Annotated in this window: 28 protein-coding genes; 12 read left to right on the top strand and 16 right to left on the bottom strand. The window is 53.1% G+C overall.

Features of this window, described 5'->3' with window-relative positions; translation table 11 throughout:
* Positions 1-43: 43 nt before the first annotated feature.
* Positions 44-430, bottom strand: a complete 387-nt coding sequence (locus TURPA_RS21120; RefSeq protein WP_014805306.1) for a DUF423 domain-containing protein — start codon at positions 428-430, stop codon at positions 44-46.
* 42 nt (positions 431-472) lie between these two features.
* Between TURPA_RS21120 and TURPA_RS21115 the strand changes: the two genes are divergently transcribed.
* Positions 473-1,060: a Maf family protein gene (locus tag TURPA_RS21115; RefSeq protein WP_014805305.1), complete on the top strand. Its 588-nt coding sequence runs from the start codon at positions 473-475 to the stop codon at positions 1,058-1,060.
* On the opposite strand, the gene queC is transcribed toward TURPA_RS21115, so the two are convergent.
* From queC to TURPA_RS21100, 3 genes are read right to left on the bottom strand one after another with little or no spacing between them, the layout of a single operon-like run.
* Positions 1,020-1,733, bottom strand: a complete 714-nt coding sequence (gene queC, locus TURPA_RS21110) for a 7-cyano-7-deazaguanine synthase QueC (protein ID WP_014805304.1) — start codon at positions 1,731-1,733, stop codon at positions 1,020-1,022. The genes TURPA_RS21115 and queC overlap by 41 nt on opposite strands.
* On the bottom strand, positions 1,733-2,089 hold the full coding sequence (gene queD / locus TURPA_RS21105; RefSeq protein ID WP_014805303.1) for a 6-carboxytetrahydropterin synthase QueD: 357 nt from the start codon (positions 2,087-2,089) through the stop codon (positions 1,733-1,735). Before queD ends, queC begins: the two co-directional genes overlap by 1 nt.
* A complete protein-coding gene (locus TURPA_RS21100; RefSeq protein WP_014805302.1) occupies positions 2,089-2,763 on the bottom strand; it encodes a 7-carboxy-7-deazaguanine synthase QueE in 675 nt (224 codons plus the stop codon). The genes queD and TURPA_RS21100 overlap by 1 nt, the downstream gene beginning before the upstream one ends.
* A 21-nt stretch (positions 2,764-2,784) precedes the next feature.
* Between TURPA_RS21100 and TURPA_RS21095 the strand changes: the two genes are divergently transcribed.
* From TURPA_RS21095 to TURPA_RS21080, 4 genes are read left to right on the top strand one after another with little or no spacing between them, the layout of a single operon-like run.
* On the top strand, positions 2,785-3,606 hold the full coding sequence (locus TURPA_RS21095) for a penicillin-binding transpeptidase domain-containing protein (protein WP_014805301.1): 822 nt from the start codon (positions 2,785-2,787) through the stop codon (positions 3,604-3,606).
* A complete protein-coding gene (locus TURPA_RS21090; protein WP_014805300.1) occupies positions 3,603-4,532 on the top strand; it encodes an MlaD family protein in 930 nt (309 codons plus the stop codon). The genes TURPA_RS21095 and TURPA_RS21090 overlap by 4 nt, the downstream gene beginning before the upstream one ends.
* Positions 4,532-4,750, top strand: coding sequence for a hypothetical protein (locus TURPA_RS21085; RefSeq protein ID WP_014805299.1), 219 nt, complete (start codon positions 4,532-4,534; stop codon positions 4,748-4,750). Before TURPA_RS21090 ends, TURPA_RS21085 begins: the two co-directional genes overlap by 1 nt.
* The gene (locus tag TURPA_RS21080; RefSeq protein WP_157210653.1) at positions 4,722-5,237 is read left to right on the top strand and encodes a hypothetical protein; all 516 of its coding nucleotides are present in this window, start codon (positions 4,722-4,724) and stop codon (positions 5,235-5,237) included. Before TURPA_RS21085 ends, TURPA_RS21080 begins: the two co-directional genes overlap by 29 nt.
* Here TURPA_RS21080 and TURPA_RS21075 read toward each other — a convergent pair whose 3' ends face one another.
* Positions 5,238-6,017: a tetratricopeptide repeat protein gene (locus TURPA_RS21075; RefSeq protein ID WP_014805297.1), complete on the bottom strand. Its 780-nt coding sequence runs from the start codon at positions 6,015-6,017 to the stop codon at positions 5,238-5,240. It abuts the gene before it with no gap.
* 77 nt (positions 6,018-6,094) lie between these two features.
* Entirely contained in the window at positions 6,095-7,066 is a 972-nt protein-coding gene (locus TURPA_RS21070; protein ID WP_014805296.1) for a cytochrome-c peroxidase, read from the bottom strand.
* Between the two features lie 66 nt (positions 7,067-7,132).
* On the opposite strand from TURPA_RS21070, the gene TURPA_RS21065 reads away from it, so the two are divergent.
* Together TURPA_RS21065 and bcp are read left to right on the top strand one after the other, a co-directional pair.
* Positions 7,133-7,984 carry a pyroglutamyl-peptidase I family protein gene (locus tag TURPA_RS21065; RefSeq protein ID WP_041949676.1) on the top strand — a complete coding sequence of 284 codons (852 nt, stop codon included), beginning with the start codon at positions 7,133-7,135 and terminating at the stop codon, positions 7,982-7,984.
* Positions 7,984-8,457: a thioredoxin-dependent thiol peroxidase gene (gene bcp / locus TURPA_RS21060; RefSeq protein ID WP_014805294.1), complete on the top strand. Its 474-nt coding sequence runs from the start codon at positions 7,984-7,986 to the stop codon at positions 8,455-8,457. Before TURPA_RS21065 ends, bcp begins: the two co-directional genes overlap by 1 nt.
* 9 nt (positions 8,458-8,466) lie before the next feature.
* Here the strand turns inward: bcp and glpK are convergent, their stop codons facing one another.
* The 9 genes from glpK to TURPA_RS21015 form a co-directional block, all read right to left on the bottom strand.
* Positions 8,467-9,939: a glycerol kinase GlpK gene (gene glpK, locus TURPA_RS21055; RefSeq protein WP_014805293.1), complete on the bottom strand. Its 1,473-nt coding sequence runs from the start codon at positions 9,937-9,939 to the stop codon at positions 8,467-8,469.
* Between the two features lie 58 nt (positions 9,940-9,997).
* Entirely contained in the window at positions 9,998-10,705 is a 708-nt protein-coding gene (mtnC, locus tag TURPA_RS21050; protein ID WP_014805292.1) for an acireductone synthase, read from the bottom strand.
* Positions 10,706-11,245, bottom strand: coding sequence for a 1,2-dihydroxy-3-keto-5-methylthiopentene dioxygenase (locus TURPA_RS21045; protein ID WP_014805291.1), 540 nt, complete (start codon positions 11,243-11,245; stop codon positions 10,706-10,708).
* Positions 11,246-11,884, bottom strand: coding sequence for a methylthioribulose 1-phosphate dehydratase (gene mtnB, locus TURPA_RS21040; RefSeq protein ID WP_014805290.1), 639 nt, complete (start codon positions 11,882-11,884; stop codon positions 11,246-11,248).
* Positions 11,881-14,274 (bottom strand): discoidin domain-containing protein, encoded by a 2,394-nt coding sequence (locus TURPA_RS21035; RefSeq protein WP_014805289.1) that lies wholly within the window; start codon positions 14,272-14,274, stop codon positions 11,881-11,883. Before TURPA_RS21035 ends, mtnB begins: the two co-directional genes overlap by 4 nt.
* Before the next feature lie 10 nt (positions 14,275-14,284).
* Positions 14,285-14,893, bottom strand: a complete 609-nt coding sequence (locus tag TURPA_RS21030) for a hypothetical protein (RefSeq protein WP_014805288.1) — start codon at positions 14,891-14,893, stop codon at positions 14,285-14,287.
* 98 nt (positions 14,894-14,991) lie between these two features.
* A complete protein-coding gene (locus tag TURPA_RS21025) occupies positions 14,992-15,882 on the bottom strand; it encodes a helix-turn-helix domain-containing protein (RefSeq protein WP_157210652.1) in 891 nt (296 codons plus the stop codon).
* Between the two features lie 291 nt (positions 15,883-16,173).
* Positions 16,174-17,010 (bottom strand): ParB/RepB/Spo0J family partition protein, encoded by an 837-nt coding sequence (locus TURPA_RS21020; protein WP_014805286.1) that lies wholly within the window; start codon positions 17,008-17,010, stop codon positions 16,174-16,176.
* Positions 16,994-17,797 (bottom strand): ParA family protein, encoded by an 804-nt coding sequence (locus TURPA_RS21015; protein ID WP_157210654.1) that lies wholly within the window; start codon positions 17,795-17,797, stop codon positions 16,994-16,996. The genes TURPA_RS21020 and TURPA_RS21015 overlap by 17 nt, the downstream gene beginning before the upstream one ends.
* 243 nt (positions 17,798-18,040) lie before the next feature.
* On the opposite strand from TURPA_RS21015, the gene TURPA_RS21010 reads away from it, so the two are divergent.
* The 3 genes from TURPA_RS21010 (at position 18,041) to TURPA_RS20995 (ending at position 21,955) form a co-directional block, all read left to right on the top strand.
* Entirely contained in the window at positions 18,041-19,075 is a 1,035-nt protein-coding gene (locus TURPA_RS21010; RefSeq protein WP_014805284.1) for a P-loop NTPase family protein, read from the top strand.
* A gap of 11 nt (positions 19,076-19,086) precedes the next feature.
* Entirely contained in the window at positions 19,087-20,085 is a 999-nt protein-coding gene (locus tag TURPA_RS21005; protein ID WP_014805283.1) for a hypothetical protein, read from the top strand.
* Positions 20,086-21,076: 991 nt separating this feature from the next.
* Positions 21,077-21,955, top strand: a complete 879-nt coding sequence (locus TURPA_RS20995; protein ID WP_014805281.1) for a 3'-5' exonuclease — start codon at positions 21,077-21,079, stop codon at positions 21,953-21,955.
* Positions 21,956-21,996: 41 nt separating this feature from the next.
* Here TURPA_RS20995 and TURPA_RS20990 read toward each other — a convergent pair whose 3' ends face one another.
* A complete protein-coding gene (locus tag TURPA_RS20990; protein ID WP_014805280.1) occupies positions 21,997-22,491 on the bottom strand; it encodes a hypothetical protein in 495 nt (164 codons plus the stop codon).
* Positions 22,492-22,559: 68 nt separating this feature from the next.
* On the opposite strand from TURPA_RS20990, the gene TURPA_RS20985 reads away from it, so the two are divergent.
* Positions 22,560-23,834 carry an MFS transporter gene (locus TURPA_RS20985; protein WP_342612523.1) on the top strand — a complete coding sequence of 425 codons (1,275 nt, stop codon included), beginning with the start codon at positions 22,560-22,562 and terminating at the stop codon, positions 23,832-23,834.
* A gap of 127 nt (positions 23,835-23,961) precedes the next feature.
* Positions 23,962-25,140 carry an IS481 family transposase gene (locus TURPA_RS20980; protein ID WP_014805278.1) on the top strand — a complete coding sequence of 393 codons (1,179 nt, stop codon included), beginning with the start codon at positions 23,962-23,964 and terminating at the stop codon, positions 25,138-25,140.
* Positions 25,141-25,287 lie beyond the last annotated feature (147 nt).

Genomic DNA, 25,287 nt, shown 5'->3' with positions numbered 1-25,287 from the left:
ACAAGATTTAGTAGCTATGGAAATCCTCAGCTGTTAAACAATATCAATCTGGTTTAGATGCCGGTGCAAACACCCGCACCGCCCCGAGCGTCAAAAACAGCCAACCGAGCATGTACGCTGCACCACCGAGCGGCGCGAGCATCGCGAAAATGCGCTGCTGGTAAACGGCGTAGAGGTATAGGTTGCCCGAGAAGAGCAGCAGCCCGGCGAGGTATGCCCAGCAGGCGGCGGTGAAGAATTTCTGCGGGCGATCGATGCGCACGAGGGCGACGGCGAGCAATGCGAGCGTATGCCAGAAGTGGTACTGGTTTGCGGTCTGAAAAACCGAAAAGAATTTTTCGCCGAGCGATGCTTTCAGAACGTGTGAGCCAAATGCCCCGAAAAAAACAGCGAGAAAGCCAGAGATGCCTGCAGTCAGAATGAAGCGCATGCAGCATGAAACAGGCGAAACGCGCGGCGTCAATGAGTTCATATGAGCAATGAATTTGCTTCTGTGCAGATTGTGCTCGCGAGCGCTTCACCGCGACGCCGTGAAATTCTTGAAAAACTCGGTTTTCGCTGCGAAGTGCGGCCGGCCAACATCGACGAACTGGCGATTCGCGACGCAGACGCAGAAAAGCAGACGTTGAGGATAGCCCACGAAAAGGCGAGAGTGATCGCTGCGCCAGGTGTTTTGACTGTGGCTGCCGATACGATTGTCGTACTCGATGGCCTGGTGCTCGAGAAGCCGCAAGACAGACCTGAAGCGATTTCGATGCTGTCGCGACTCTCTGGCCGGCCGCATCTCGTGCATACCGCGGTCTCGTTGGTGTTTCCGCGCGGTGAAAAGGCCGAGATTATCGAGACAACCCGGGTCTTTTTCGCCGAGCTGCCAGCTTCAGTGATCGAGGCCTATGCCGACACGCCGTCACCCTATGACAAAGCGGGTGGTTACGGTGTGCAAGATGCGTTTGGCATGCAAAATATTGAGCGCATCGAAGGTTGTTACTTTAACGTGATGGGGTTTCCCTCAAGTCGGTTTATGCGACTTTTACGGGAGAACCGAAAATTACTTCTTTAGATAGCTGCAGCGCCAACGCAGCAAAACCCTGCGCGCGCAGCAGGCAGGCGTCGCATTGCTCGCAGGGTTTAAGCATGTCGCCGGCAGTTTGCGGGTCATAGCATGACCAGGTGAGGTGAATCGGCACAGCGAGCCGCAGCGCTTCTGTGGCGATATCTGATTTTGTCATGGCAATGAGCGGTGTGAGAATTTCAGGTGCGCGCCCTTCTCTGCCCGATTTAGAAGCCAGCGCCGCTGTTTGCGCGAACGAGGCAATAAAATCGGGGCGGCAATCGGGATACCCTGAATAGTCGATGGCATTGACTCCAGTGAAAATAGCCGAACAATCTTTCGCTTCGGCTAATGCATAGGCGAGAGAGAGAAATACCAGGTTGCGCACCGGCACATACGTCGAAGGTATCACCGCTTCGCCCTGCAGGTGTGTGCCGCCTTTTGGCACAGCAATATCACTCGTTAAAGCCGACGCACCGATCGCTCGCAAATTCACGTCGATAATCGTATGGTTGGCGCCGCAGGTAGCTGCGAGCCTTTGCGCCGCGGTCAATTCAACACTATGACGCTGCTGGTAGTTGAACGAGATGGCCTCGACTTCAAAGCCATGCTCGCGGGCGAGATACATGCAGGTCGCCGAGTCGAGCCCGCCTGAAAGAAGCACAACTGCACGCGGCGCCATTATTGCCTTTGGGGATAGATCACGCGAGACGACTCGCCTTCTTGAACAATCACAAACGCAAGTTCTGGTAATTTCTCTTTAATACGGTCAAACAGCCAACGCGCAATATTTTCTGCGGTTGGGTTCTCTAACCCTTCGACAGAGTTGAGCAGCGTGTGATCGATCGAGCGCACAATCGGCTTCACGATATCGCCGATATCGGCAAAATCCATAATCCACCCCTGGGGGTTGATTTCACCTGACACGGCAATGGTGACGCGGTAGGTGTGGCCATGCAGTTTTCTGCATTTATGGTTTTCGGGCACCAACGGGAGAAAGTGCGCAGAATCGAAAATAAACTCTTTTTCTATCTGCATCAGACCGCTCTGAGCGTGGGTTCGTAGATGTATTTGTGCAGCTGCATGCCGAGCCGAAGATTGAGCGGTGAATTTTTAAGCCATTCGCCGGCCTCTGCAAGGTTAAGCTCGCCAAAAACTGGCTGAATAATGACCGGATTTTGCAGCAACGCTTCGACTTTGTGTTCGCGTATCAGGTCTTCAGCAAATTGAAAATCCTCATGATTGGCGATAACAATTTTTAAGTCGTCGGAGCTTTTGAGTAATTGAAGGTTCTCGTAGCGATTTTTTTTGTGTTCGCCTGAGCCGGGCGCCTTCATGTCGAGAATGGTATGCACAAATTGCGGCACCTGATTCACCTTGACCGAGCCGGATGTTTCGAGCAAGACCTTGTGCCCTGACTCGTGCAGCGCATGCATTAGTGGATACACATTTTTCTGCAGCAGCGGCTCGCCGCCTGTGATTTCGACATTTTTCGCCGCATACCCCGTGACAGTCTGCAAAATCTGCGTGATTGTCTGCGGCTCACCTTCGTAGAATGAATACGTTGTGTCGCACCAGGTGCAGCGCAGATTGCAGCCTGTGAGCCGCACGAAAACACAGGGATGCAGCGCGTAACTGCCCTCGCCCTGAATGCTGTAGAATATCTCATTGACCGTGAGCTTCAGGTCTTCTCTTTTCGCCGTGACATCCATTGTAACCGTGTCGGCTAGAACATGCGCATTTCAAAAGGTGCCGTAAATCGAATTTTGCTTTCCGCTTTTTGCCTCGGCTGCGGGCTTGGCGCAGCCGGTGCTGCGAAAAAGCCCCGGGCAGCGTTTGTGGTCGTCGAAGTGGGTTCAGGCGAACCCCGTACCCTCGCTGAGTCTGGTACCGAAGAACTCGCCCCGGTCGGCTCGCTCTTGAAACCCTTCGCTGCGTGGTACCTGCTCGAAAAGGGGCTCGATGCCAGGCAAACCATTCTCTGCCCGGCGGAGCGCAAACGCGAGGCAGACTTGCGCTGCTGGACACCCGAGGGTCACGGTGCTGTAAATCTGGGTGAGGCGCTGGTTCATAGCTGCAATTATTTCTTCTTGAGCCTCTTTCGCGGACAAAGTATACCGCAATTCGAAATCTGGATGCGCGAGCGTTTTCAGTGGCCCGAGAACCTGCGCATAGAAAAGCCGGTGCACGTATATGGTTACGACCTTGATTCAGGCATCGCAGTCAGCCGCCTGGTCACGATGTATGCACGGTTACTCGAAGCCTCAGCAGTAAAAAACCCGCACGCAGCGCTGATCACAGATTCCCTTGCCGGCACCTGGCGGGGTACGTTAAGAGATTTTTGCAGGCTACTCGGAAACCAGAAAAAATACACTTTTCTCTGGGGCAAAACCGGCACCGTGCGCGAAGGAAAACACCAGTACGGTATCGCGGTGTTGCACCTCAAGAACAACAGCACCGGAAAGAAATTACTCTTGCTCTGTTATGAACGGCGAAAAACAGGCTCTCAGGCTGCGTTAAATGCGCTGGCAGTGTTGCAGAAATACCACCCGTGAAAACAGCTGAAATAAGAACTTCGACGGCAGAATGGCTCAGCTTTTGGGACACAATTCGCAACCCGGACAGAATGACTCTGCTCATCGGCTTTGTGATTCTGATGTTTTTTGTAGTTTTTCTCGGTTATTTCGGCACGCGCAGCCTCGTGCGCTCGCTCGATTTTTATCGCATGACTTTTTCATCAGAGTTCGTCGAAGACGTGCGCCCCGGTACGAAAATTCGCTACCAGGGCGCGCTCGAAATCGGCGAAGTTGAATACCTCGTTTCGGGCACGAGCGGCCACCGCATCTACGCGAAGATCAGAAAAGATTTTCCGATACCGAGGGCGGCAAGCCGCGCCTCGCTCAGCTCATGGGGTTATTTCGGCGCAAAATTCATCAATATTGAAGTTGTGCCCAGCTCGGCTGATGATGCCGTCTACTCTCTCGAACACTCCATGCCGCTTGAAAAAATAGTCAATTCGTCGATCATGTTTCAGCAATACTACGACGCCATTCGATCGGACAACGGCAACCTGAGCGTACTTGAGACGCGGCTAAAGCAACTTCGCAAGACCGTGGTCGATCTCAAGCGCATACCGTACGTGCAAAGAGTCGCTGCCCGCAATGTCGTGCGCAATACAACGCGCATGATGAATGGCTTTTTCAGCATGGTCAATTCGACAAGCTCTGATCTTTATGGCATGCTCTTGAAGGTTAACGGCGCGAGCGAGTTTCTGGTTTATGACCTGAACAAGAACCTGCCGAAAATCAAGGCCAACATGCTCAAGCTCGAACAGAGCGTCGCGTACGGCGGTGAAAGCTTCAGCGCGCGCCTCTTGCACGAAGAGACGCTCTATCTTTTGCTGCTCGACTATGCGCGGTATGCAAACGAAAAACTGAATGACATGGCGTCGGCGCCCTACAGAATTTTCTTCAATAACTAATGGCTGAAAAAATTCGACTCAAAGTCAAGTGCCATGCGTGCGGTTACGTTATGGAAGGCACTTCGAAATATGGCAAAGGCAATTACCATCCCGAAGGGCTGGATTTTCAATTTACCGCGGTCGGCAAACTGGTCGATAAAGCGGGCAACTCCCGTGTCAAGGGTGAGGTGACGATTCTCTGCCCAAATTGTGAAACCCGCAATCGTTTTGATATTTAGCCTGCTCATGGCTGGCGGCCTCGCTGCCGAATGTGAAAAACTTGAGCGCAGCCCCGAAAGCCGCAGAATCTGGAGTGAATTTGCCGCTCGCTACGCCCCAACGGTCTATCCGGCAGAGGTCAGGCTGTGTATTGGCAAAAAATACTTCTATGAAGTAAAGGGAGGCGCACGCATGGCATCGGTGCTCGACCGGCAGCGGGCGCGCATACTGCTGCGTCAGCGCAATGCCAGTCAGCTGCGGCATGAGCTGGCACACCTGTATCTTGACCTGGCCTGGAGGGTTTTGCCCTATACAATTTCGGAGCCGTTGGCGAATGTCATGCAAGCGCCTCCAAAATGCAATACGGTGCTCAGCAAAAAGCCAGCTGCCTCAATACCCGAACGTTGGCAGGCCCGCGGGGGTGCGAGCGCATGTGAAATCGAATCGCTGGTGAGTGACCTGCTCAAGGCGCCGAAAGAGATGCGCGACAGCTTGCCGCTAAACTGATTATTTCTTCTTCGCTGGTGAAAATTTTGCGACCAACGGTGATTCAGGCGACCGGCGGACAAATTCAGCCCATTGCTCTTGCGCACGCTTTTTGTCCTTTTTTTGTGCCGCAAGCACTGCATAGAGTAAAGGCACCTCGGCAACTGCCGGCCGCCTGCCCTCTAGCGCCTTAATCCATTTTTCGGCGACGACAGCATCACCCATTTTCAGAGCGCGAAAGGCCATGTCGGTATAGATCCACACGTGGTCGGGGTTTAGCGTCAACGCACGATTGAGGTGATTGACGGTTTTGTCGGCATCGCCCGCGAGTGCGTACATGTACCAGATATCTGCGTCGGCCTCTTTGTCGTTCAGATCTTTTTCGAGAATTTTGCGCGCGTCAGCCACTTTGCCCGACGACATCAGCAAGAAGACAGATGCCTTCTTTGCAGATGCATTCTGTGGCTGTTGTGTCTGAACCGCCTTGATAAAAGCTTCGGCCGAATTCTGGTAATCGCTGCCGCTCTCACCGAGCTGCGAGAGAATAAAGGCCTCATGGGCGTACGCATAGGCGATCAGGGCCTGGCTGTCGAGATGGTCGGGCTTTTGCTCCAGTACTTTTTCGAGCATCGAGATTGCCTTCTGCGTCGATGCCATGTCGCGTTGCGCGAAGGTTTGCGCTGCATCTCTATAGTCGTTGTCGGGGTTTAGTGCATGCGCAGCAGAGAGAAAATTGATGAGAGAAAGCAGAATGGAATATATGAGAAATCGCCCCGCGATTTCAAGCAGCTGCCGACCCATATTTGAGTGTCGGCGCTTCGGGGGCGAAGCGTGAGCAATATGGGCATCTCAGAGAAATTCTGAAATGCCCGTCTTGCCTACTGTCGCTGTTTGTCTGTCAGAGCCTTGAGAAATGTCACGATTGAAGCAACATCTTTTTCGCCCAGTTCTTTGCCGAGCTGGTGGTAGGCCATTTTTGCCACGGCCTCAGAAAGCGTGGCGGCAGAACCATCATGGAAATAGGGTTCGGTCAGCGCAACGTTACGCAGCGACGGCACCTTGAACATAAACTTGTCTTCTTCTTTCTTGGTGACATCGAAGCGGCCAAGATCTTTTGTTTCATATGGGCGAGCCTGGCCCATTTTTCTGTAGCTGTTGCCGCCGAGCAATTGACCGATATGGCAAGTGGTGCAACCCTGGTTCATGAAAGTCTGCATTCCCAATAGTTCTTCTTTGGTCATCGCCTTATCGTCGCCGTTAATGAAGTCATCGAAGCGGTCACGCGTGATCAAAGTGCGCTCAAACGCTGCAATCGCTTCGGCGATGTTCTGGTAAGTAATCGCATTCTTTGAACCCGGAAAAGCCTTGGGGAAAGCCTCTTTATATTCGGCGACCTGCGAAATCTTATCGACCACGGCCTTTTCGCTCGGCATGCCCATTTCAACCGGGTTCAATACCGGGCCTTTCGCCTGTTCAGTGAGGTTCGCTGCGCGGCCATCCCAGAATTGAACAAAGTGAAAGCCAGCATTAAGGGTCGTTGGCGCATTGCGGCCGCCGAGCGAGCCCTTCGCGCCGGGGCTGAATTTGGTGTTATCTACCCCGCCCTTCTTGCCCTCGAGAATGTGGCAACTCGCGCACGACTGGGTATCATTGATTGACAGCCGACGGTCATTATAGAGCATTTTGCCCAGAGCAATGAGTTCTGGGGTGTCTTTTTCAGAGCCAGGCATTTTTGCCGGCAGCGTACCGAACGCCGATTTTGCCCGCGTGCGCAATTCAGCGTAGTCAACCTTGGGCCCGCATTGCAGGGCAGCCACGGCTGCAATAAAGTATATTAAGTATTTTTTCATACTCCGTAAACTATACAAAGACACATGCCCCGGCAAGTATTTCATGACAAATCATTGACGGTCTTTATGGCAGCATTTGAACCATTTGGCGGACGAAGCTGCAATACGTCGGCAGACCTGCTTCAGGCGCTGATATCCTCAAAAATGCCACCTGGTATTCGCCTTGCCGAATCAGCAATATTGCCCGTAGATTTTGCCACTGCCTGGCAGATTTTGCAGCCTCAGGTGCTCAAGACGAAACCTGATCTGGTTTTGCTCATGGGTGAAAAACAAGGGGGATCTCTCACGATCGAGAGCCACGCCCGCAACCTGCGCCGGCACGGCTCTGCTACTCGTAAAATTGCCGCCGATAAAGCTCGCTTCTATACGAGCAAGATCGTGTCAGAGCAACTGCTCGCAGAGCTACCTCTCGCGACCAGACAGCTTTTCATGCTCAGTGAAAACGCGGGCGATTACCTCTGCAATTTTGTCTACTTCATGATGTTATCCGTAGAGCCTGCGATAAATGCGTTGTTTCTGCATGTGCCAGCGCGCTCACCGCAACAATTTCGCAAGGGGGCTGCTGATGATGTGAAGGCTGTGTGCGATTTGATATTCTCAGTGAAACGCATTCTATCGGGCGCCGGCAACAACTCGGACACAAAAGCAATTGACGGCTCTGGTACAAACGGCATGCCGCGCGAAAACCAAAGGAGACTACTCATGGCTGATAAACATCTGGTTGCTTGCGAGCAAGAACATGAAATGATTACCGTACTGAAACACTTCAAAAAAGGTTCATCAAAAGAGAACGTTGATAAAATGCAGAATGCATGCCGCTCATGGAAAAAAGACAGCGGTGCAAAATACAAACCGAAGAACCGCGACAACTTCTACAAATACCTGCAAGAAAAAGGCGTTCTCGGCAAACTTTCTTAATGCTCGCAGCCGGCAAAAAAGTACCTGCCTCGCTGACCGGAATTCTGGTCGGCGAGGGTGAGCCCAAAAAAATCAAGCTCGCTGAACTTTGGCAGAAAAAGCCTCTGATTCTTTATTTCTACCCAAAAGACAGCACACCGGGTTGCACGACCGAAGCGCAATGCTTTCGTGACAACAGCGCGGCTCTCAAGAAGGCCGGCTACACCGTCGTGGGCTGCTCCAGAGATAATGAAAAGGCGCATAAAAAATTCATCGATGCGCAAGAACTGAACTTTCCCTTGCTGTTTGACGACACCGGCAAAATCACTGAAGGTTTTGGCGTTTGGGCTGAAAAATCAATGTATGGCCGCAAATACATGGGAATCTTGCGCGCCACGTTTGTCATCGACACAACCGGAAAAATCACGCATGTCTTCGACAAAGTTTCTGTCAAGACACATGCGCTCGACATTCTGCAGGCCGTAAACGCCTAACTCCACTTGTCAGCGCGTCGTCAGCACGCGCCCAATCGCATCTTTCCACAGTTTTAGTTCGCGCTCGCGTTGCGCGGCTGTCATGACCGGGTGAAACGTCGCCGCTGGCGGGTTGAGGCTTGCCAGATCTTCAGGCGATGACCAAATTTTCGCGCCGAGGCCTGCGAGGTAGGCAGCACCCAGAACCGTCGTCTCGGCATTTCGTGGCGCAACCACTGAAGCACCCAAAACCCCGGCCTGAAATTCCATCAGATAATTGTTGCGCGTGGCGCCACCATCAACCTTGAGAACCGGTAATTTGAGACCGCTGTCGGCCTGCATCGCCGCGATGACGTCGTACGATTGCAGCGCGATTGCTTTGAGCGCAGCCTGCGTAATTTGCGCCGACGTGGTATCGCGCGTCAGGCCGAGAATTGCACCGCGCGCATTCTGGTCCCAATAGGGCGCGCCGAGGCCTGCGAATGCGGGCACAAACACAACTTCTGATTCGTCGTTTGCGGATTTCGCGAGGCTTTCTGACTTACCCGAGTCGTCGAAGAAATGCATCTTGTCGCGCAGCCACTGCACAACCGCACCCCCGATAAAAATTGAACCTTCGAGTGCGTAGACCGGGTTGCCGTGCGCATCGCAGGCAAGAGTCGTGATCAGGCCGTTCTTGCTCTCGAGAAATTTATCGCCGAGATTCATCACCACAAAACAGCCAGTGCCATAGGTATTCTTTGCCTCGCCGGGGTTGTGGCACAGCTGGCCATAAAGAGCCGATTGCTGGTCGCCGATCAGCGAATAGACCGGCACGCCATCGGGCAGCGCCTTGAGCCCCTTTGTCTTGCCAAAGAGGCTGCTGCTCGCCTGCGCCGACGGCAGAATTTTTTGTGGAATTTTCAGGATCTCACAGAGCTCGGCATCCCATTTACGCTCATGAATATTGAAAATCAGAGTGCGTGACGCGTTGGTGAAGTCGGTCTTATGCTCACCCGTCAGCCGGTTTAACAAAAATGTGTCGATCGTGCCAAACAGCAATTCGCCATTTTCGGCGCGGCTGCGCGCACCACCGACATTGTCGAGAATGTACTTAATTTTTGTCCCTGAAAAATAGGCGTCGAGCACAAGACCCGTTTTTTTCCGAAAGAGCTCCGCCCTGCCCTCTTTCTTGAGTTGCTCACAATAGTCTGCGGTGCGGCGGCATTGCCAGACAATAGCAGGATGTATCGGTTTGCCGGTGCTTTTTTCCCAGACGACAGTCGTCTCGCGCTGGTTCGTAATGCCTATCGCCGCAGCGTCCGATGCCTCGATGGCCCGCGCGAGCAACTTTTCAACACTTGCCCAAATCTCTTCGGCGTCGTGTTCAACCCAGCCGGGCCTCGGAAAATGCTGCGTGAATTCTTCGTACGCGCTCGAGATCACCTCGCCGCGTTCAGAGATCAAGAAGACGCGCGATCCAGTCGTGCCTTGATCGATCGTTACAATGTAGGGTTTAGCCATGTGCGCATTTTGCGTGCAAAGCGCACGGGGCAATCAATTTAACTGATGCGCCTTGAGTTCACAGAAAGAACTGCTGGTGAACACCGGCAAAGTCGGCAGCGGTCGGGCCAGTATAACCTGCGGGTGTCGCAGCCGCCCCTCGCAGCAAAAGACAGGTCTTAAAGCCAGCCGTCTGCGCGGCATCGAGCTCGGCCGTGATGTCAGACAAAAACAAAATCGACGCAGGCTCTACGCCTATACTCTTCGCAATCGAACGGTAAGAATCTGTCTCGCGCTTGGGGCCAGTCGTTGTATCGAAGTATCCTCTGAGAAATCTCGTCAGGTCTCCAGCTTGTGAATGGCGAAAAAGCAACTGCTGGGCTTCGACCGAGCCCGAGCTATAGATGTAGAGGCTCATGCCTTGAGAAATCCACCTTTCAAAAAAGCCAGCAACCTCGGGGTAGACATGCCCCTTGACGACACCGCTCTCAAAGGCCTGTTTCCAGATTTTGCCCTGCACCCACTTCAGCGTCGTGTCTTTGACATCGTTTTGAATAAACTCGACAAGCTTACGCTCGAGAATTTCAGGCATGTCTGCAGATTGTGGTTGCCCGGGAAAAAGCCGCACCCAGAGCTCTGCAAGCTGCGCTTTTAACTCTCTGTCGGCGGCATTTTCGCGCAAGTAATCATGCATGCGCTCTAATGAAAGAGGAAACAGCACACGGTGAACGAACGATATCGAAGACGTCGTGCCTTCGATATCACAGACTACAGCCTGAATTTTCACTTATTCGTATTTCGGAAACTTCTGCGAAATATCGCTGCCCGTAAATGTCGCCACCCAGCCTTCGGGGTTGTTAAAAACACGAATCGCCTTAAAAAAGGGCTTTGGGCCCATGTCGAACCAGTGCGTTGTACCTGCAGGCAAATTGATGAAGTCTCCCTTGGTACAGAGCATCATGAAGACCTTGCCGGCCTTGTGAATGTAAAACATGCCTGAACCATCGACGAAGAAGCGCACCTCGTCTTCGCCGTGCGTATGCTCATCGATAAATTTTTTACGCGCCTCACTTGCCTGCGGTGCATCGGGGTGCAGCGAAACCACGTCATAAGTTTTGTAACCCTGCTGCATGATCTTGTCGATCGAAGTTTTGTAGGCCTTCGCAACTTCTTCGGGCGAAGCGTCAGCCGCCAAAGGCTGCTCTGCAACCCAGCGCTCATAGCCAATGCCAACAGCCGCAAGGTGTTTCTTGATGGTCTCGAAATCAGAATAGACTTCTTTTTGTGATGAATTGCCTTCAGGGCAAATCGTTAACTGGCTCTGCATTTATTTCTCCTCCATGTACTTTTGCTCGAACAGATGCTCTAGCGCCTCTAATTTTTGTTTTGCATGGTATACCGACTTGCCCCAGGCATAAACACCATGCCCCTCGATCAAATAGGCAGCGGGCCAGGCATTCTTGGCGAGGTACGCGTCGAATTTCTCTGTAATATCACTCATCTTTTGGCTATTGGCAAATATAGGCACTTCGATTGAACTGTCATGAGTGTCGATACCGTCGAAAATTTTCTGCATTTCGAAGCCCGAGAAGCGCACCACCCCCTCGGCAGCAAAGCGCCGGGAAAAGTATACCGCAAACTTTGAATGCGTGTGCAGCACCGAAGCGATTGGCAATGCTTGCCCCTGAGCCTTGCGGTAAATATGGCAATGCAACTCCGTCTCAGCTGAGGGACGGATCTCTTTGAAATTCGCCAGCGGAGCGCCATGCAGATCGACAGCGAGAAAATCATTCGCAGTCATAAACTGCTTATCAACGCCCGAGCGTGAAATCGCTACCACCGAATCGGGCAGCAGCGCCGAATAGTTGCTGCTCGTCGAAAGCGACCACTGCCAGCGGTGAAACAGATTGCCGCACTCAGCAAGCTGGCGGGCGACCACAGTCGATGCGAGATCTGCCTGGTTCACCGGACGAGAATGCTCATTACGGGTTTCTCGCGGTCTTGCTGCACTGCTTCGAGCGCGATCGCGACGATCTTTTCTTGCCCCTGCGCAACTCGGCAGGTTCCCGGTTGGCCCGAATTCAAGACCAGCCGGTCGCCAGCCTTAACCTGGCCAAAAACGCGCAGGCTGACGATTCCAGAAACTGCGGCGCGAACGGTAGCATTCGCGCTCTCGAGCGAAAGACCGGCTGTCTTGGTGAAAACGCCGACGCAGACCTGCGCGTCCTGGCGCATTTTCGCGGCAACTCCGTTTTCGATCGTCAGCAGATCGCCTTCAACGAAGGCCTCGTTTGAAGCCCGCGGCAGAGAGACAACGACGCTCTGCGCGCCTTGAATGGTAACAGCACCTTCGACCAATACCCGCCCTTCTGCGTGCAGCGCCTTTTCTGATGATTTCACGCCAAGCGCTGAGCGCGGCAGGTGTAGCGCATAAGCATTCGCTGAAACCAGCGTCGCCGCAGCCTTGTCGCGCGACGCCGCCTGTATCGCGCTATCGGTCTGAGAGACATGAAAACTCGCCGTTGTCTCGGCCGCATGCACCGAGCCGCCATTGAAACTGGCAGCAACCCCTTCGGTGTTCTCAATAACCAGTGGGATATTAATATCTGCTATAGCATTAAACCCTTCGGGCAGCGCTGTTTTTCCCGAGCGCTTAACCTGTAGATTGCCCGTGTGCTGCGAGAATTCGTGGATTGTTTTCGCATACTCTTCGTGCGCGTGCGCCAATGGCCTGCGCGCATCGGTCAACCTGCTGTCGGTTGCCTGCACTGCCTGACCAGGTGTCGCAACACCATTGCGTGAAAACTGCACAATACCGCGATTTTCTTCGGTAGCAGTTGCCAGACGGGGATCATTGGCCTGAACCGCCCGTTTCTCGATCACCTCGCCGTGGCGCGCGAGCTGCACCCTGCCCTTGTGCGACTCGTCCGCTTCTATCAACCTCGGGTCGTCAGCGGCGACGGCCTTCGCGCTGGCGATTTCACCTGCCTGCGCCAGCAATACAATACCAGGCCAGGCCTGTGTCGCAAGCCGCAGCCGCGAATCGTTGGCCTGCACCGCTTTGCCCGCTGCCACCTCGCCATCTTGCGCGAGCGTCACGATACCGGCTGCGTCGGTTGACGCACCTTTCAGGCGCGAGTCGCTGCCCTGTACCGCGACACCTGAACGCGACTCACGGTCATTCGCGAGCTGCACAATGCCCGGTGCTTCGGTAGATGTACGGGCAAGGCGAGTATCGTCTGCCTGCACGGCTGCCCCTGCCCTGACCTCTCCGTTTTTTGCCAGCTGCACGATGCCCGGCGCGAGCGTCGTCGCCGCCTTGAGCCGCGAATCGTTGGCCTGCACTGCCTTCTCTTGCGAGACTTCATTGTCGCGCGCAAACTGCATGATGCCACGGTACTCAGTGCTGGCATTGCGCAGCCTTGAGTCATCGCTCTGAATAACGCGACTCGGGGCTGCAATGCCGTTACCCGCGAGCAACACTGCACCCGGTACGTTCTCGCTCGCCATGCGCAACGAAGCCGGCGCCTGCTGGTCGTTTTGAATCCAGCGGGCGGCGACGCCTGAAACGGCAATATCAAGAATTTTCGACTGGTATTCGCCTTTTTTATAATGGGCAGACTTGTTGATCGCAATCTTTACCCATCGGGCCCGTGTGGGGTTAAAGCTCCAGGCGTTCCAGCAGGCAGAAGCCGTAAAAAAATGGTCTTCGCTATGCAAGGTCTGCCACAAGTTGCCATCTTCAGACAACTGAATTTGAAATGCTGACGGAAAATAATTCAGTTCGTCAGCCACGGCCTTCATCTGCACGCCATCGATAAAGTACAGGCCGCCGAAATCGAGTTGCACTTCTTCTGGCTCGTTTTTTTCACGAATGACCGAAGCCCAACCATAGTCTTCACGCCGATCAACGAGGTTCGCAGCAGTCCATAGCCGGTCAGATTCTGAAGAGGCCTTCAGCTGAACCTGAGAATGAAATTTTGTCTGAAAATTGCGCAGCTCGCTTGCATGCACCGGGCCACCTTCTTGATAAAAGTGTACCTGCAAAAATTTTGCAACGGTTAGCGGAAAATAAAACTCCCGCGTGTCGCCTCGGCTTTCGTGCCGAACACCGTGCACCCGAAAGAAATGCACGCCGTCATCTGACCATGCTATATCCGCCAGAACATGCAGCGAAGATTCAAACTGCAGACGATTCAGCCAGGCGGGTGAATCATATTCAACAACGGCGCTGCAGTGTGGCGCAGTGCGTTCAATCTGAAAGCTGACCGAGCCGCCCTGGCTTAAGACTTTCAGCGACGGCGAAAGCGATCGAACCTGCGCAGCGGTCGCGCTGCGTGAACGGGTGATATCCATCAAAGAGAGATTAGCGCACGAACTGGGTGAGCCAGCTTGCAACCCAGATCATGAGCAAGGTCACGCCGCAACCTACCAAACCAAAAACAAATGCAAAGTAACCTTCAAGCCTGCCCGATTCCTGGTTTAGATAAAGCACGATGCGCTTTTTCTGCTCTGCGTCTGCCTGAATAACCTTATGTTCCCACGCCTCAATGCGCTCGAACGGATTTGCAATCGAGAGAGATTTTTCTGCCGACACCAGTCGCACCGAAAAAATCACAGCAAGTACCGAAACCAAAAGATAGATGAACCCGCCGATCACGTAACCGTGATTCACAGCGCTGACCACGTACATCTGTCCACGGCTTTCGATCAGCATCGCGAGTACGGCAAAAAATTCAATGACCAGCAGCAAAACCGAAATGAAGAGCAGCCAGCGGCCGCGATCGGCAAGATGCTCAATACGCTTCAGGCCAAGCAGCAGTGACAGATCTTCGGTTGTCAGATTTTTTTCATGGTCGCCAAAGAGCGGCGAGACGTACGCGTCGCGTACAGGTGACCCGCTTTGCAGATACCAAAACAATCCGAAAAGACAAAGTAGAAAAAAGAAAACAACTGTGTAAAGCATCAATGGCATAAAGCCCCCTCTTTAAGTACGATCAGCGATCGCCGAAATATTTGCCCCATGATGAAAGCCTGAATAGTGTTTCAATCAATTTATTGGCCTGAAAACGATCAATTTGCAGCAGCGAAACCCTGCTCTGATGCAGCCGGCGACGAACCCTTCAATATCTTGATCTGCAGGCCTGCACGCTTAAACTGCTCTTCAACAAATGTTGCCGAAACTTCAGACAGAGCCTTGAAATACCAGGTAGAGCCAAATCGCCCCATGGGCTCAAGGTGGTCTTGCCAGATTTTGAGCGCAGGCGGCAGCGCGTTGAATGAAAAATCCCCATCGCCGCCCGGCGCCGCAACCGGCTTTTTCGCATCGCGGTTTTTCAGAATGCCTTCGAGAAAACGAATGTCGCCGTCTTTACCCCGGCTGATCGCGATTCGCACCGCCTCGCCAACCTCGAGCGAGCCATATTTTTCGAGCATTTCTTGCACGAGCCGCTCTTTGTAGTCCCCGCGCTTTTGCCCAGAGCCAAAAAATTCATTCAGCAACGACGACAAGTCAGGGTTGTTATTGGTTGTGGTTTGTGTGAGTTTGTTAATGTGGATATTGATATGGTTCGGGGCTACTGCAGCCGCCCCCTGTGGGGTATCGATGTATCTCTCAGGGGGCGATTCTTGTATCCCTCTGCGTGATGCGGTGTTCGCCCGGTGTGCCTCGATATCCACCCGGCTGCCGCGGTAATCGAAGCGAAAATAGTAATGTGACGGTGTGCGGCCTGTTCCCGCCACGACGTGGATTAACCCCGTTTTGATGAGCTCACGCTTTGCTTCTTGCAGCGACTTTTTTGTCTTAAACCCCGTGAGGCGCAAGAGTTCGTCCGTGCCTGGCCACACAGGCTTGAATGTGTGGTTGCTGAATTTGCACAGCACCGGATAGAGAGCTTTGGCTGCAGGCCCAAGCTGCGCCCATGTGCCGCTGTCCAAAATATCGGACATAATCGCTAGGTACATATTGTTTGCGTCCATCTCCCCTCGCCTGACCGAAAATAATCAAATTTTGTTTGACAACTTGTTGGCGCATGATTATGTCTCATCATCCAACAAGTTCCCTTTGGAATTTCGGGCATGGCAACATGCCCTTTTTTTTACCCAAAACCAAAGGTTGTCAGTTGAAAACGCGGGATTGGCGCTATTTTATTTTTTTTGCGCAAGAATCCAACAAGCCCTTGTCTTCATCACAATAATGTGACATAATCCTTGGTTGTCAACCCTTTTCGCGCAGATAACGGCTTCAGTATGCCGCTACTTCAATTGGCGTTTTATTATTTCTACCAGCGCAGACTCAAGCGCTTTCACTTTTCCCGATGGAAGCGCCTGGCCCGCCTGCACCGTGATCGTGAATTTTGCCGTGCGGCCAGATTGCTCGCTCGAGCATGAGACCTCGGCAGGCGCGCCAGTTGCTGCCGGGCGCTTCGGCTGCACGTCTGGTTTGTTTGCTCGGTTAAATTGTTTGGCCGATGCGACTGTCGTCAGGTTGCCCGATGAGAACGCCGTGATGAACTGTTCTGCAGAGCCCGATTTAACGGCCTGCGCAAATTGAATGAACAGGTTTTTCGACTCGATGCCGGCGTTTTTCGCCCGGTCTATCCAAGAGCTGGGAATTTCAGCTACCGAAAGTATCTCGCTGACATAATTGCGTGATTTGCCAACAATCTGCGCGAGTTCAGCATCGGTGTGGCCGTACTCGGTTTTTAGCCTGCGAAATGCGCGCGATTCGTCGATTGGGTCGAGGTTTTCGCGCTGCAGGTTTTCGATGACTGCCAGCCGGTACGTGTCTTTCGCATTTTTTCGCAAGATGCGGCACTCGATCTCTTCAAGGCCGAGCAGCTTTGCGGCGCGGTAGCGGCGCTCGCCCGCGATTATTTTGTAATGTGTTCCCTCTTTAGTTACAACAATTGGCTGAAGGAGGCCTTCTGTCTTAATCGATTCAGCGAGTGCGGTGATGGTTTCGTCAAAACGTGTGCGCGGCTGCTCTGCGGAGGGCTGAATTTCGCCCAACCGAATCTTGCGAATGATGCCTTCGATGTCTTGCTCGAAAATATCGGCGGCGAAGCCGAGTTTTTTACTTTTTGATGCCATCGAGCACTTCTTTGACGAACGCCATATATTCTTTGGCCTGCTTCACGCCCGAGTTGTAGTCGAGCAATGAGCGGCGCGACAGGTGGCTCTCCCCCACTGCGACACCAGTCGAAATAGAGGTGTTAAAAACAGGAAAGTAGTTCTGTATTACTGGCAATATGGTCTTGGTCAGAACGGTATTGCTCTTGAGTTGAGTGATGAGCGCGCCCAGAATCTTCAGCTCTGGATTTATGCGCCGCTTAATACCCTCTATTGTGCCCTGCAAACCTTTGATGCCGTCAATGCTGAATTTCTCTGCCTGAAGTGGTATGACAACAAAACCCGCCGAGCCGAGCGCGTTAATGGTAAATATTGAAAGGCTGGGCGGGCAATCGATCACCACGGCGTCGTACTTGTCTTTAACGCTCTCCAGCGCATCGCGCATGACATAAGGGGCGTCAACATTCAGCGTGCTGAGCTCAACTTCTGCGAGGCTGATCTTTGCCGGCAAAATATCGAGCTTTTCGTAGCGCGTTGAAACGATAATTTCTTGAGCGGTGTATTTTTTGGTGAAGAGGTCTGCGACGGTTTTCGTGAGGCTATCGATATCAGTAAAGATTCCCGAGCTGTTGCCCTGGGGGTCCATGTCGACGAGCAGCGTGCGCTTGCCGGCGAGCGAGAGCCCGTGCGCGAGATTAATCGATGTTGTCGTCTTTCCTTCGCCACCTTTTTGGTTGGCAATTGCAATAACATCGGCGCCCACTTTGTTCAGGTGGGCGCGATTACTCCATGCGTCAAGCGCATTCATGCGGCCGCGCATGAATGTCGGATATCCGACACTTCGAGCTTTTGCGCTTTTGAGTGTCGGATATCCGACATTCGATCGCAGAGATTTTATCCATGGTGTAAAGAACTGCATGGGCCCGGGCTGCAGGTTTGCTTGACCTATGGCTGGACATGAGTCGTGCTCATCTTCTTTGTCGGGTATCCGACATTTGCGTGCTTCTATGGATAATGATTGACGGGCGATTAAAATTAAGCTGCATGAGAGATGCAAATCTGGTCAGAGTACCAGTCTCGTGGCCTGTGGGGTCTGTGGCGCGCGCATTTCTTTGCAGCTGGTTCGGGTTTTGAAGTCGCCCTGATTTTCGACGGTGCCGAACGCGTCGTTGAGGTTTCTGAAGCGGCTGTCGCGTTTCGCCCTGCCGCCTCGCTACCGCAGGTATTCGAGTGGCAGTCTGGCAACGGCCTGACGGTTAAGCTATTTGCACCATCGCCAGTTTCTGACGCGGCAGGCGCTGTCTGGGGTCTGCTGCTGCAGCTCGAGAAGACAGGGCCCGAAATTCGGCCGACCTTTTTCCCCTTTATGCCCGATGCCCCTGGCCTTGCGGCGACGCTCAATGCAGCACTGTTGTCGCCGCCACCGGTTCTGTTGCTCAATGGCCAGCCGGGGGTGGGCAAAAGGTTTGTGTTGCAGTCTTTGGCTCTCTTGCATACAGGCCAGTTGCCCGACCTCAATCGCTCGCCGGTTTGCCAGATTGAGCAGGCTGACCGCACGACCTGGCTCGTGCCAGAGATTGCATTGCTCGAACTGAAAGAGCAGCAAGAGCTCTGGAAAAATGCCCGCTCGGGTGACGCTCTCAGGGTCGCGAGCGTATACGACGTCGGTATGCTCAGCGACCGGAAAATTGTGCACCAGTCGCTCGCCGCCATGCTTGAGCCGCAGAAGCTTGTGATGCCTGCGCTGGCAAAACGCGACGCCGCCGAGTTGCAGTCGCTCGGGCAGTTCTGGCAGGCGTTCTATGGTCCCAGATCAGACGCGGCAGCAAATCTGGCTTTCTTGAAAAAACAGGTTTTGGGCGGGGCAGGGCTTTCTGTCGAGTCGATTCTCGAAGAGGGTAGGGGGCTGCGCGGCGTCGTTGCCGAGTTTGAAAAAGAGGCAATACGCAGGGCGCATGCCCGCGTCGGCCGCTCGCAGCATAAGATTGCCCGGTTGCTCAAGGTCTCTCGCGGCTCGTTGCAGCACAAGCTCAGAAAATACCAGCTCGAAAGTTATACATCCTCCGATGCCGATAATGACGAGTAGGGTAAAGCGCCGTGAAATTCGATGACTATGTAGAGCACCATACCCCTGTGGGTTTCTTGCTGCGCGTCAATATGCGCAACGGCACTTTCTTGGCTTTTCGTGGTGGCAAACCCCAAGGCTGGACAACTGCCGGCGTCGATACGCAGATTCACCCGATGCTGCACGTCATTTTTCTCGGCGATGAATTTCGGGTGCAGACACGCCCCGATTCGCCTTTGCAGTTTTTTCCGATGGAGCGCAGTTTCGTCAAAATTCCGTTCGAGTACGGCGAAGAGTCGGGCATTCGCCACATGCGCATTCCGCAAGAATTTGAGGGTCTTGATCTTCTGCCCGGGCTTGCCTTTCACTTCAACGGCTATTGGCCCAATGTGCTACCAGCTATTGGCGATGGACGGCGGTATTTCATTTCAGACCAAAAAATACCGCGCCAGAATATTATGCGCATCAAGGGCAAATACCCCCGATCGCGTTTGATTATTTTTAAGCCCGAAGATTTTATGAAGGTGAAGGTCGAGCGCGAGCGCATCGAAGAGCAGGGCAAGGCGCGTGCCGTTGACCTGGTTGAAACAATGACCGATGAGTCAATTTCGCAGAACGCAGTTTTTGCTGCGCGTTACTTTTTGCGCAACCTCGAATGGCGCAAAATGTATTCGATACCGATGTTCACACGCATTAAAGTCTCTGAGGTCGAAATCATCACCTCCTTTATGGAGAAAATGTATAAGTCTGCCCCGGGCAACAGCGAGCTCGAGCCTTTTGCGGACACCATTCTTGACCTGATCGATTTTTACGATGGCGTCGTGGCTGTGCTTGCGGCCGATTTTTCGCGCGTCAAGTCTTGGCAGCGTAAGCACCAGACGTACAAGCGGGCGGTTCTCTCGAATCTGATCGCGGCATGCGAGTTTCAGCGCAAGTTCGCGCTGCTCGAAAAGAACCTGACCTTTGCCGGCTTCTTGCGAGACGTCGTTCAGGTGCTCAAAGACATACCCGCTGCCCAGATAGCCGCCTAAATAGCTTACTATATTTACAGTATAAACAAAAAATTTACATTTTTTCTTGACTTTTTGACCCTTTTTGGGCCAATCGCCCAGAGTGGGCCTGAAAAGACTCAGCCAATCCCTTTTGATCTCGCTGGCAATTTTTGCCGGCGCAGCCGAATTGCGCGCGCATGCCACGCCTGCGGCCAAAGTCTCGCCTAATCTACCTATCGTTCAGAATCGCCAACCCCTGCAGAAGAAAAATTTTGCACAAGGTTTTAGCGCCTATTTGCGGCATTCAGCCCGCAGTCTGGGTGGCAGCTTCGTCTCTGCGGTCAAGACCGCCCAAACTGACCGCGCTTTGGCGCTCAAAAAAGCCGCCAACCCGGCAAAGCGCGCAGCCCACGAGACCAAGGCCAATTTGGCTAATAAGAAACAGCATTTTCATGGGCAAATCGCACAAATTAAGGCCTGCGCAAATCATGAGGATCTACCCCGTGCTGAATCTGGGGCGCGTGCGGTGCCTTCGGGCTATTTCACGGCAGGTCGTCTGGCTCAAGTACAGCTGTGGATTTCTATAGCCAGGGCGCCTGATGGGCTGGCTTGGCGGCTACAGGCCCTAGATCTGGGTGCATCTGCGCCCATGGGTAGCGCCATAGCCTCTCCGCGTGCGACACACGGTGAAGCAGAGGCGGTATTTCTTGCCGAATGTTGGTCCAAAGGCCTGGCTGCGGTCAAGGCCGGCGAGCCTATGGTAAGGCGGCCATTCGGTCAATCAGCGCGCGGAGCGATGCCAGACGAGCCGTGTGCCATGGCAACGGGGGCTACCAGAACGCCGCAGGCAGACCCAGCAGGCGCGCTAGCTGTCAGTAAAGCCATAAATCCCCCTATAAAAAGCTCTAAAAATGCGACTCAGGCCGTTTCTGGGCGTGTAATAGCATCATTGGGCTAGATCTGCCCTGTGGGCATGCGCCTGCGAATTGTTTTGCAATCGACCCGACACCCCGACACCCGCAGCTGACGCATGGTTCGCGACGGCTCGACACCTGTAGAGCAGTGGGCGCTCGACATGCGCTTTCTCGCGATTGACCTCGAAACGACGGGGCTTAACCCCTATAAACACGAAATAATCGAGATCGGCGCGGTTGCGTTCACGATCGAGGGCCTGCGCGAAGACTTTTCGGTCTTGATTCGTCCCGAACGCAAGATGGACCCGAAGGCGCGTGCCATTCACCAGATTTCTGCTGCAGAGCTCGAAGAGAAGGCGGTAAGCCTCGCAGATGGTCTTGCGGCGTTTCAGAAGTTTATGCCCGAGGGTAGTTGGGTGTTTCACAATGCGCCTTTCGACCTGTCTTTTCTCAAGCAGTCATTTGCCGCCGCGAAATTACCCTGGCTGAACCGCAGCTACTATGACCATCTGCAGCTATCGCGAAAGCTGCGCAGCGAGCGTCTCTCGCATTCGCTCGACTCCATCAAGAAAGAGCTGGGCATTGATACGGGGCAGGCGCACCGTGCCTTAGCCGATGCGCGCGCTACGGCGCTCGCGTTTATACACCTTCTGCAGACAGAGCCTGATATTTTTGCATCGAAAACCCGGTTTCAGAAAATACGCCGCTGGCAGCGAAAAACAGAGAAATTTGAGATACTTTTCCCCAAGAATTTTGATCAAATTGAGCAGTATTTCCAGGGCAAAATAAGGCAAGAAGCCATGCTAAAGGTCGATTTTTTTGATAAAAACGGGTATCCCCAGCGGGCACTGGTGCAGCCCCTCGAGTTGATGATTTTTAGTCATAATATCTATATTCGCTCGCGAATTCACCCTGGCGGGCAGGATATTCTGATACCGCTCGCACGCGCCACAGTGCATGACCAAGAACTTGGCGCCATAAACTTTGTCCAATAACTTGCCGTCGTCCTGATGATCATATGCCAGTCGCTGGAGCCTTAATATTGGGCGCCTATTTCAAGGACAGATCGCTTGGTTGCCAGAAGCAGATTAGAGAGACAAATACTTGTCGCCAACTCGACACCGCCAAGAGATGAGGCGTTGACAGCGTCATTAGGATTAATATTAATCATGTCGATTTCAAGCCGCTTCATGGCTGACTGTCGAGCTCGCTTGTCTGCGAGCAGGGATGCCGCCACCAAGAAGGTCAGCTTGCCCAATATTGAGCCGGGCAGAGGGGAGGTGGTGAGCTGGTTTTGCAGCCAGTTCAGGGATGCATCGCTAACCTGAATCTTATCACGCTTAATTTCAATCATTCTCTCGTGCTCGAGCTTGCCGGTTTCGTGATAAATTGCACCTGGGGAGTAGGGCTTGTCGATTCTCGAAAAGAATAGATTGATATTGGTCATGGCTTCGTAGCGGCTTACTGTGCCATCGGGAACCGATTGCAGGTATGCGAGCAGCAGGGTGCGCAAGGGGTTGAACGAGGGCATGTTCTAAATCGAATATTCTATTTAGAACACAAGGTCAAGCACAAAAACCTGAGAATCTTTGACCGGCTGTGTCTGCTTTGGTTCATGCAGTAGTGGCACGCCCAAACCTGAAGGTTGTTTACCTCATTGTTTTTCTCGATATGCTCGGTTTTGGGGTTATTATCCCAGTTTTACGCGATCTGACGGCGTATCTCGTTCAGAATGGCACCTCGGCATCCTGGCCGCCCGAGGTGTTCATGGGGGTCTTGATGGCCTCTTATTCGGGTGCGCAGATGCTCAGCGCGCCGTTTATCGGCCGGTTATCTGATATCTATGGCAGAAGGCCGGTATTTCTCTTTTCAGCGATTGGCAATCTGGCCAGCTATGTGATTTGGATACTTTCGAGCTCCTACTGGGTTTTCTTGTTTGGCCGCATCGTCAGCGGTATCACCGGGGGAAACATTGCAATTGCGCAAAGTATTCTGGCCGATAATACCTCTGCTGACGAGCGGCCGCGGGCCATGGGGCTTCTGGGTGCAGCCATCGGCATGGGATTCGTTCTCGGACCCTTTTTGGGGGTGGTGATGATTAAAATTAAGCATCACATCAATCTCGATATGCCGGAAATTAATCACTTTTGGTTCATTGGAATTGTGCCGCTACTGTTGTCTGTGTTGCCGCCGATTATGATTATGTTTAATCGTGGCGACATCTGGGGTAGGGCAAGCGGAAGCGATGGGTGTTCGGCGCTTGTGGCGGTTGTGCAGTCGCTTGCCCGGGTGGGAGACCGAGCCATCTATGTTGCACACCTGCTGACGCAACTGAGTTTTGTGGCGTTTGAGGTGCTTTTTGCTTGGATCTTGCAGCACCAGTATGGCTTCGATCTGAAGGATACCTATTATTATTTTGGGGCGCAGGGGCTTATTCTGGCGATTGTACAGGGTGGCATCTATCGGCGCGTTGAAAAGCGCCGGCCGCCAGAATATTGGGTGCGTGCCGGATTTTTAGCGAGCGCCATGGGAATGCTGCTGCTGCCCTGGATTGGCTATATGCCCGCGACGCTCATTTTTGGGCTGACTATCAAGACTGTTTTATTAACTATGCTAATCGTTTTTATGACGCTTGCGCTGGGCTTTAGTGCGCCGTCTATACAGGCCTATGCTTCGCTGCGGGCGGCCACAACGACCCAGGGACAAACTATGGGTAATTTGCAGGCGCTGGCATCGATGGCACGGTTTGTCGCGCCGCTGGTCGCAACCAGCCTCTATGCTGCCTGGTTGCCGCTACCATTCGTGTTCGGTGGCATTGCTTGTTTTGTCGCGTGGATTGTCTTCAGGCGGCAGACGAGTATCCAGGCAGGTTGAGTCTAAAGTGTTAACTATGTGTCGGTACGTTGATTTGGGTACGTAGTCATCACATAGCTTACAAAACTCGCTCAGCACATACTTAACAAATCAGCCATTTGTCCATTTCAGGCATCGGAGGTATTCGATGCCATGGAAGGAGACTAATGTGTATGAAGAGCGGATGAAATTCGTGGTCGCCTGGAAAGAGGGTGGCTGGTCGATGACAGACCTTTGCCGGGAGTTCGGCATTAGTCGTGTCACCGGATACAAATACCTCGAGCAATATGAATCCCAAGGGTTGGATGGGCTCAAAGACCGGTCTCGGGCGCCCAAGAGGCAACCCAAGGCGGTAAGACCCAAGATCGTCGAAATGATTATCAGGGCGCGGGACAGCCATCCAACCTGGGGTGCCCGGAAACTCTTGGCCTTGATAAAACGGCGTTATCCTGGTGTTTCAGACTGGCCGTGTCCAAGCACCGTTGGCCGAATTCTTAGCCGCAAAGGTCTGACCCGAAAGCAAAAACGGCAGCGCAAAGCCGTGCCGGTATATCCGTTATCGCATGTGACGGAGCCTAATGATGTTTGGTGCGCCGATTTCAAAGGCCATTTCACTGTGGGCAATGGCCTGCGCTGTGATCCTGTGACCATAACAGATGCGCATAGCCGCTTTCTGTTAGGCTGCAAGATTGTACCGAAGACCAACACAGAGAATACTCAGGCTATATTTGCTGAGGTTTTTCGTGAATTTGGCATGCCTCACGCCATTCGAACTGACAATGGGGCGCCGTTTGCCTCAACCAGTCTCGCGGGCCTCAGCAGACTGTCTGTTTGGTGGCTGAAGCTGGGCATAGGGCTTGAACGCATTGAACCCGGTAAGCCGCAGCAAAATGGGCGTCACGAACGCATGCACAAGACGTTGAAAGAAGCCACGGCACTGCCACCTAAATCCTCACTCGATGACCAGCAACTGGCCTTCGACTTATTCATGGAAGAGTATAATTACGAACGGCCGCATGAAGCCTTACGGGACAAATTGCCATCAGAGTTGTACAAGCGGTCACCGCGCGAATATCCGGAGAAGCTACCGGAGATTGCATACGCTACGAATATCGAAACCTGCCGGGTCAATGACGCCGGCAACATCGGCTATGCCGGGTTCCGCATATTTCTCTCCGGTGCACTTGCGGGCGAACTAGTTGGCCTGGAGGAGATATCTGAAAGGCATGCACGGATACACTTTGCCTCGGTCGCCCTTGGCGTAATTGACATGTTTACGGGTAAAGTGTTGCAGTACAGAAACCCAATGCCGATAAAGCCATTATAAGATTTGGACAAAGGAATTTGTAAAGGATGTGGTGAGTCTAAAGTGTAAACTATGTGTCGGTACGTTGATGCGCCCTGCTTTCATGATGTGACATAATATATCTTATGGGAAGTTACTTATGTGCAAGCGCGCAAGGCTTAGCGGTGT

Origin of the sequence: Turneriella parva DSM 21527 (genome assembly GCF_000266885.1) — a bacterium.
GTDB lineage: Bacteria > Spirochaetota > Leptospiria > Turneriellales > Turneriellaceae > Turneriella > Turneriella parva.
This window is presented reverse-complemented; position numbering and strand designations above follow the sequence as displayed.

Coding starts and splice junctions, on each gene's coding strand:
- TURPA_RS21030 (WP_014805288.1), bottom strand. CDS start 14,893: ATGCCATTGATGCTTTACACAGTTGTTTTCTTTTTTCTACTTTGTCTT.
- TURPA_RS21015 (WP_157210654.1), bottom strand. CDS start 17,797: ATGAATGCGCTTGACGCATGGAGTAATCGCGCCCACCTGAACAAAGTG.
- TURPA_RS21025 (WP_157210652.1), bottom strand. CDS start 15,882: ATGTACCTAGCGATTATGTCCGATATTTTGGACAGCGGCACATGGGCG.
- TURPA_RS21020 (WP_014805286.1), bottom strand. CDS start 17,010: ATGGCATCAAAAAGTAAAAAACTCGGCTTCGCCGCCGATATTTTCGAG.
- TURPA_RS21075 (WP_014805297.1), bottom strand. CDS start 6,017: ATGGGTCGGCAGCTGCTTGAAATCGCGGGGCGATTTCTCATATATTCC.
- TURPA_RS20980 (WP_014805278.1), top strand. CDS start 23,962: ATGCCATGGAAGGAGACTAATGTGTATGAAGAGCGGATGAAATTCGTG.
- TURPA_RS20990 (WP_014805280.1), bottom strand. CDS start 22,491: ATGCCCTCGTTCAACCCCTTGCGCACCCTGCTGCTCGCATACCTGCAA.
- TURPA_RS21095 (WP_014805301.1), top strand. CDS start 2,785: ATGCGCATTTCAAAAGGTGCCGTAAATCGAATTTTGCTTTCCGCTTTT.
- bcp (WP_014805294.1), top strand. CDS start 7,984: ATGCTCGCAGCCGGCAAAAAAGTACCTGCCTCGCTGACCGGAATTCTG.
- TURPA_RS21100 (WP_014805302.1), bottom strand. CDS start 2,763: ATGGATGTCACGGCGAAAAGAGAAGACCTGAAGCTCACGGTCAATGAG.
- TURPA_RS21065 (WP_041949676.1), top strand. CDS start 7,133: ATGGCAGCATTTGAACCATTTGGCGGACGAAGCTGCAATACGTCGGCA.
- TURPA_RS21085 (WP_014805299.1), top strand. CDS start 4,532: ATGGCTGAAAAAATTCGACTCAAAGTCAAGTGCCATGCGTGCGGTTAC.
- TURPA_RS21115 (WP_014805305.1), top strand. CDS start 473: ATGAGCAATGAATTTGCTTCTGTGCAGATTGTGCTCGCGAGCGCTTCA.
- TURPA_RS21120 (WP_014805306.1), bottom strand. CDS start 430: ATGCGCTTCATTCTGACTGCAGGCATCTCTGGCTTTCTCGCTGTTTTT.
- queD (WP_014805303.1), bottom strand. CDS start 2,089: ATGCAGATAGAAAAAGAGTTTATTTTCGATTCTGCGCACTTTCTCCCG.
- glpK (WP_014805293.1), bottom strand. CDS start 9,939: ATGGCTAAACCCTACATTGTAACGATCGATCAAGGCACGACTGGATCG.
- TURPA_RS21045 (WP_014805291.1), bottom strand. CDS start 11,245: ATGCAGAGCCAGTTAACGATTTGCCCTGAAGGCAATTCATCACAAAAA.
- TURPA_RS21010 (WP_014805284.1), top strand. CDS start 18,041: ATGCAAATCTGGTCAGAGTACCAGTCTCGTGGCCTGTGGGGTCTGTGG.
- queC (WP_014805304.1), bottom strand. CDS start 1,733: ATGGCGCCGCGTGCAGTTGTGCTTCTTTCAGGCGGGCTCGACTCGGCG.
- TURPA_RS20995 (WP_014805281.1), top strand. CDS start 21,077: ATGGTTCGCGACGGCTCGACACCTGTAGAGCAGTGGGCGCTCGACATG.
- TURPA_RS21035 (WP_014805289.1), bottom strand. CDS start 14,274: ATGGATATCACCCGTTCACGCAGCGCGACCGCTGCGCAGGTTCGATCG.
- TURPA_RS21070 (WP_014805296.1), bottom strand. CDS start 7,066: ATGAAAAAATACTTAATATACTTTATTGCAGCCGTGGCTGCCCTGCAA.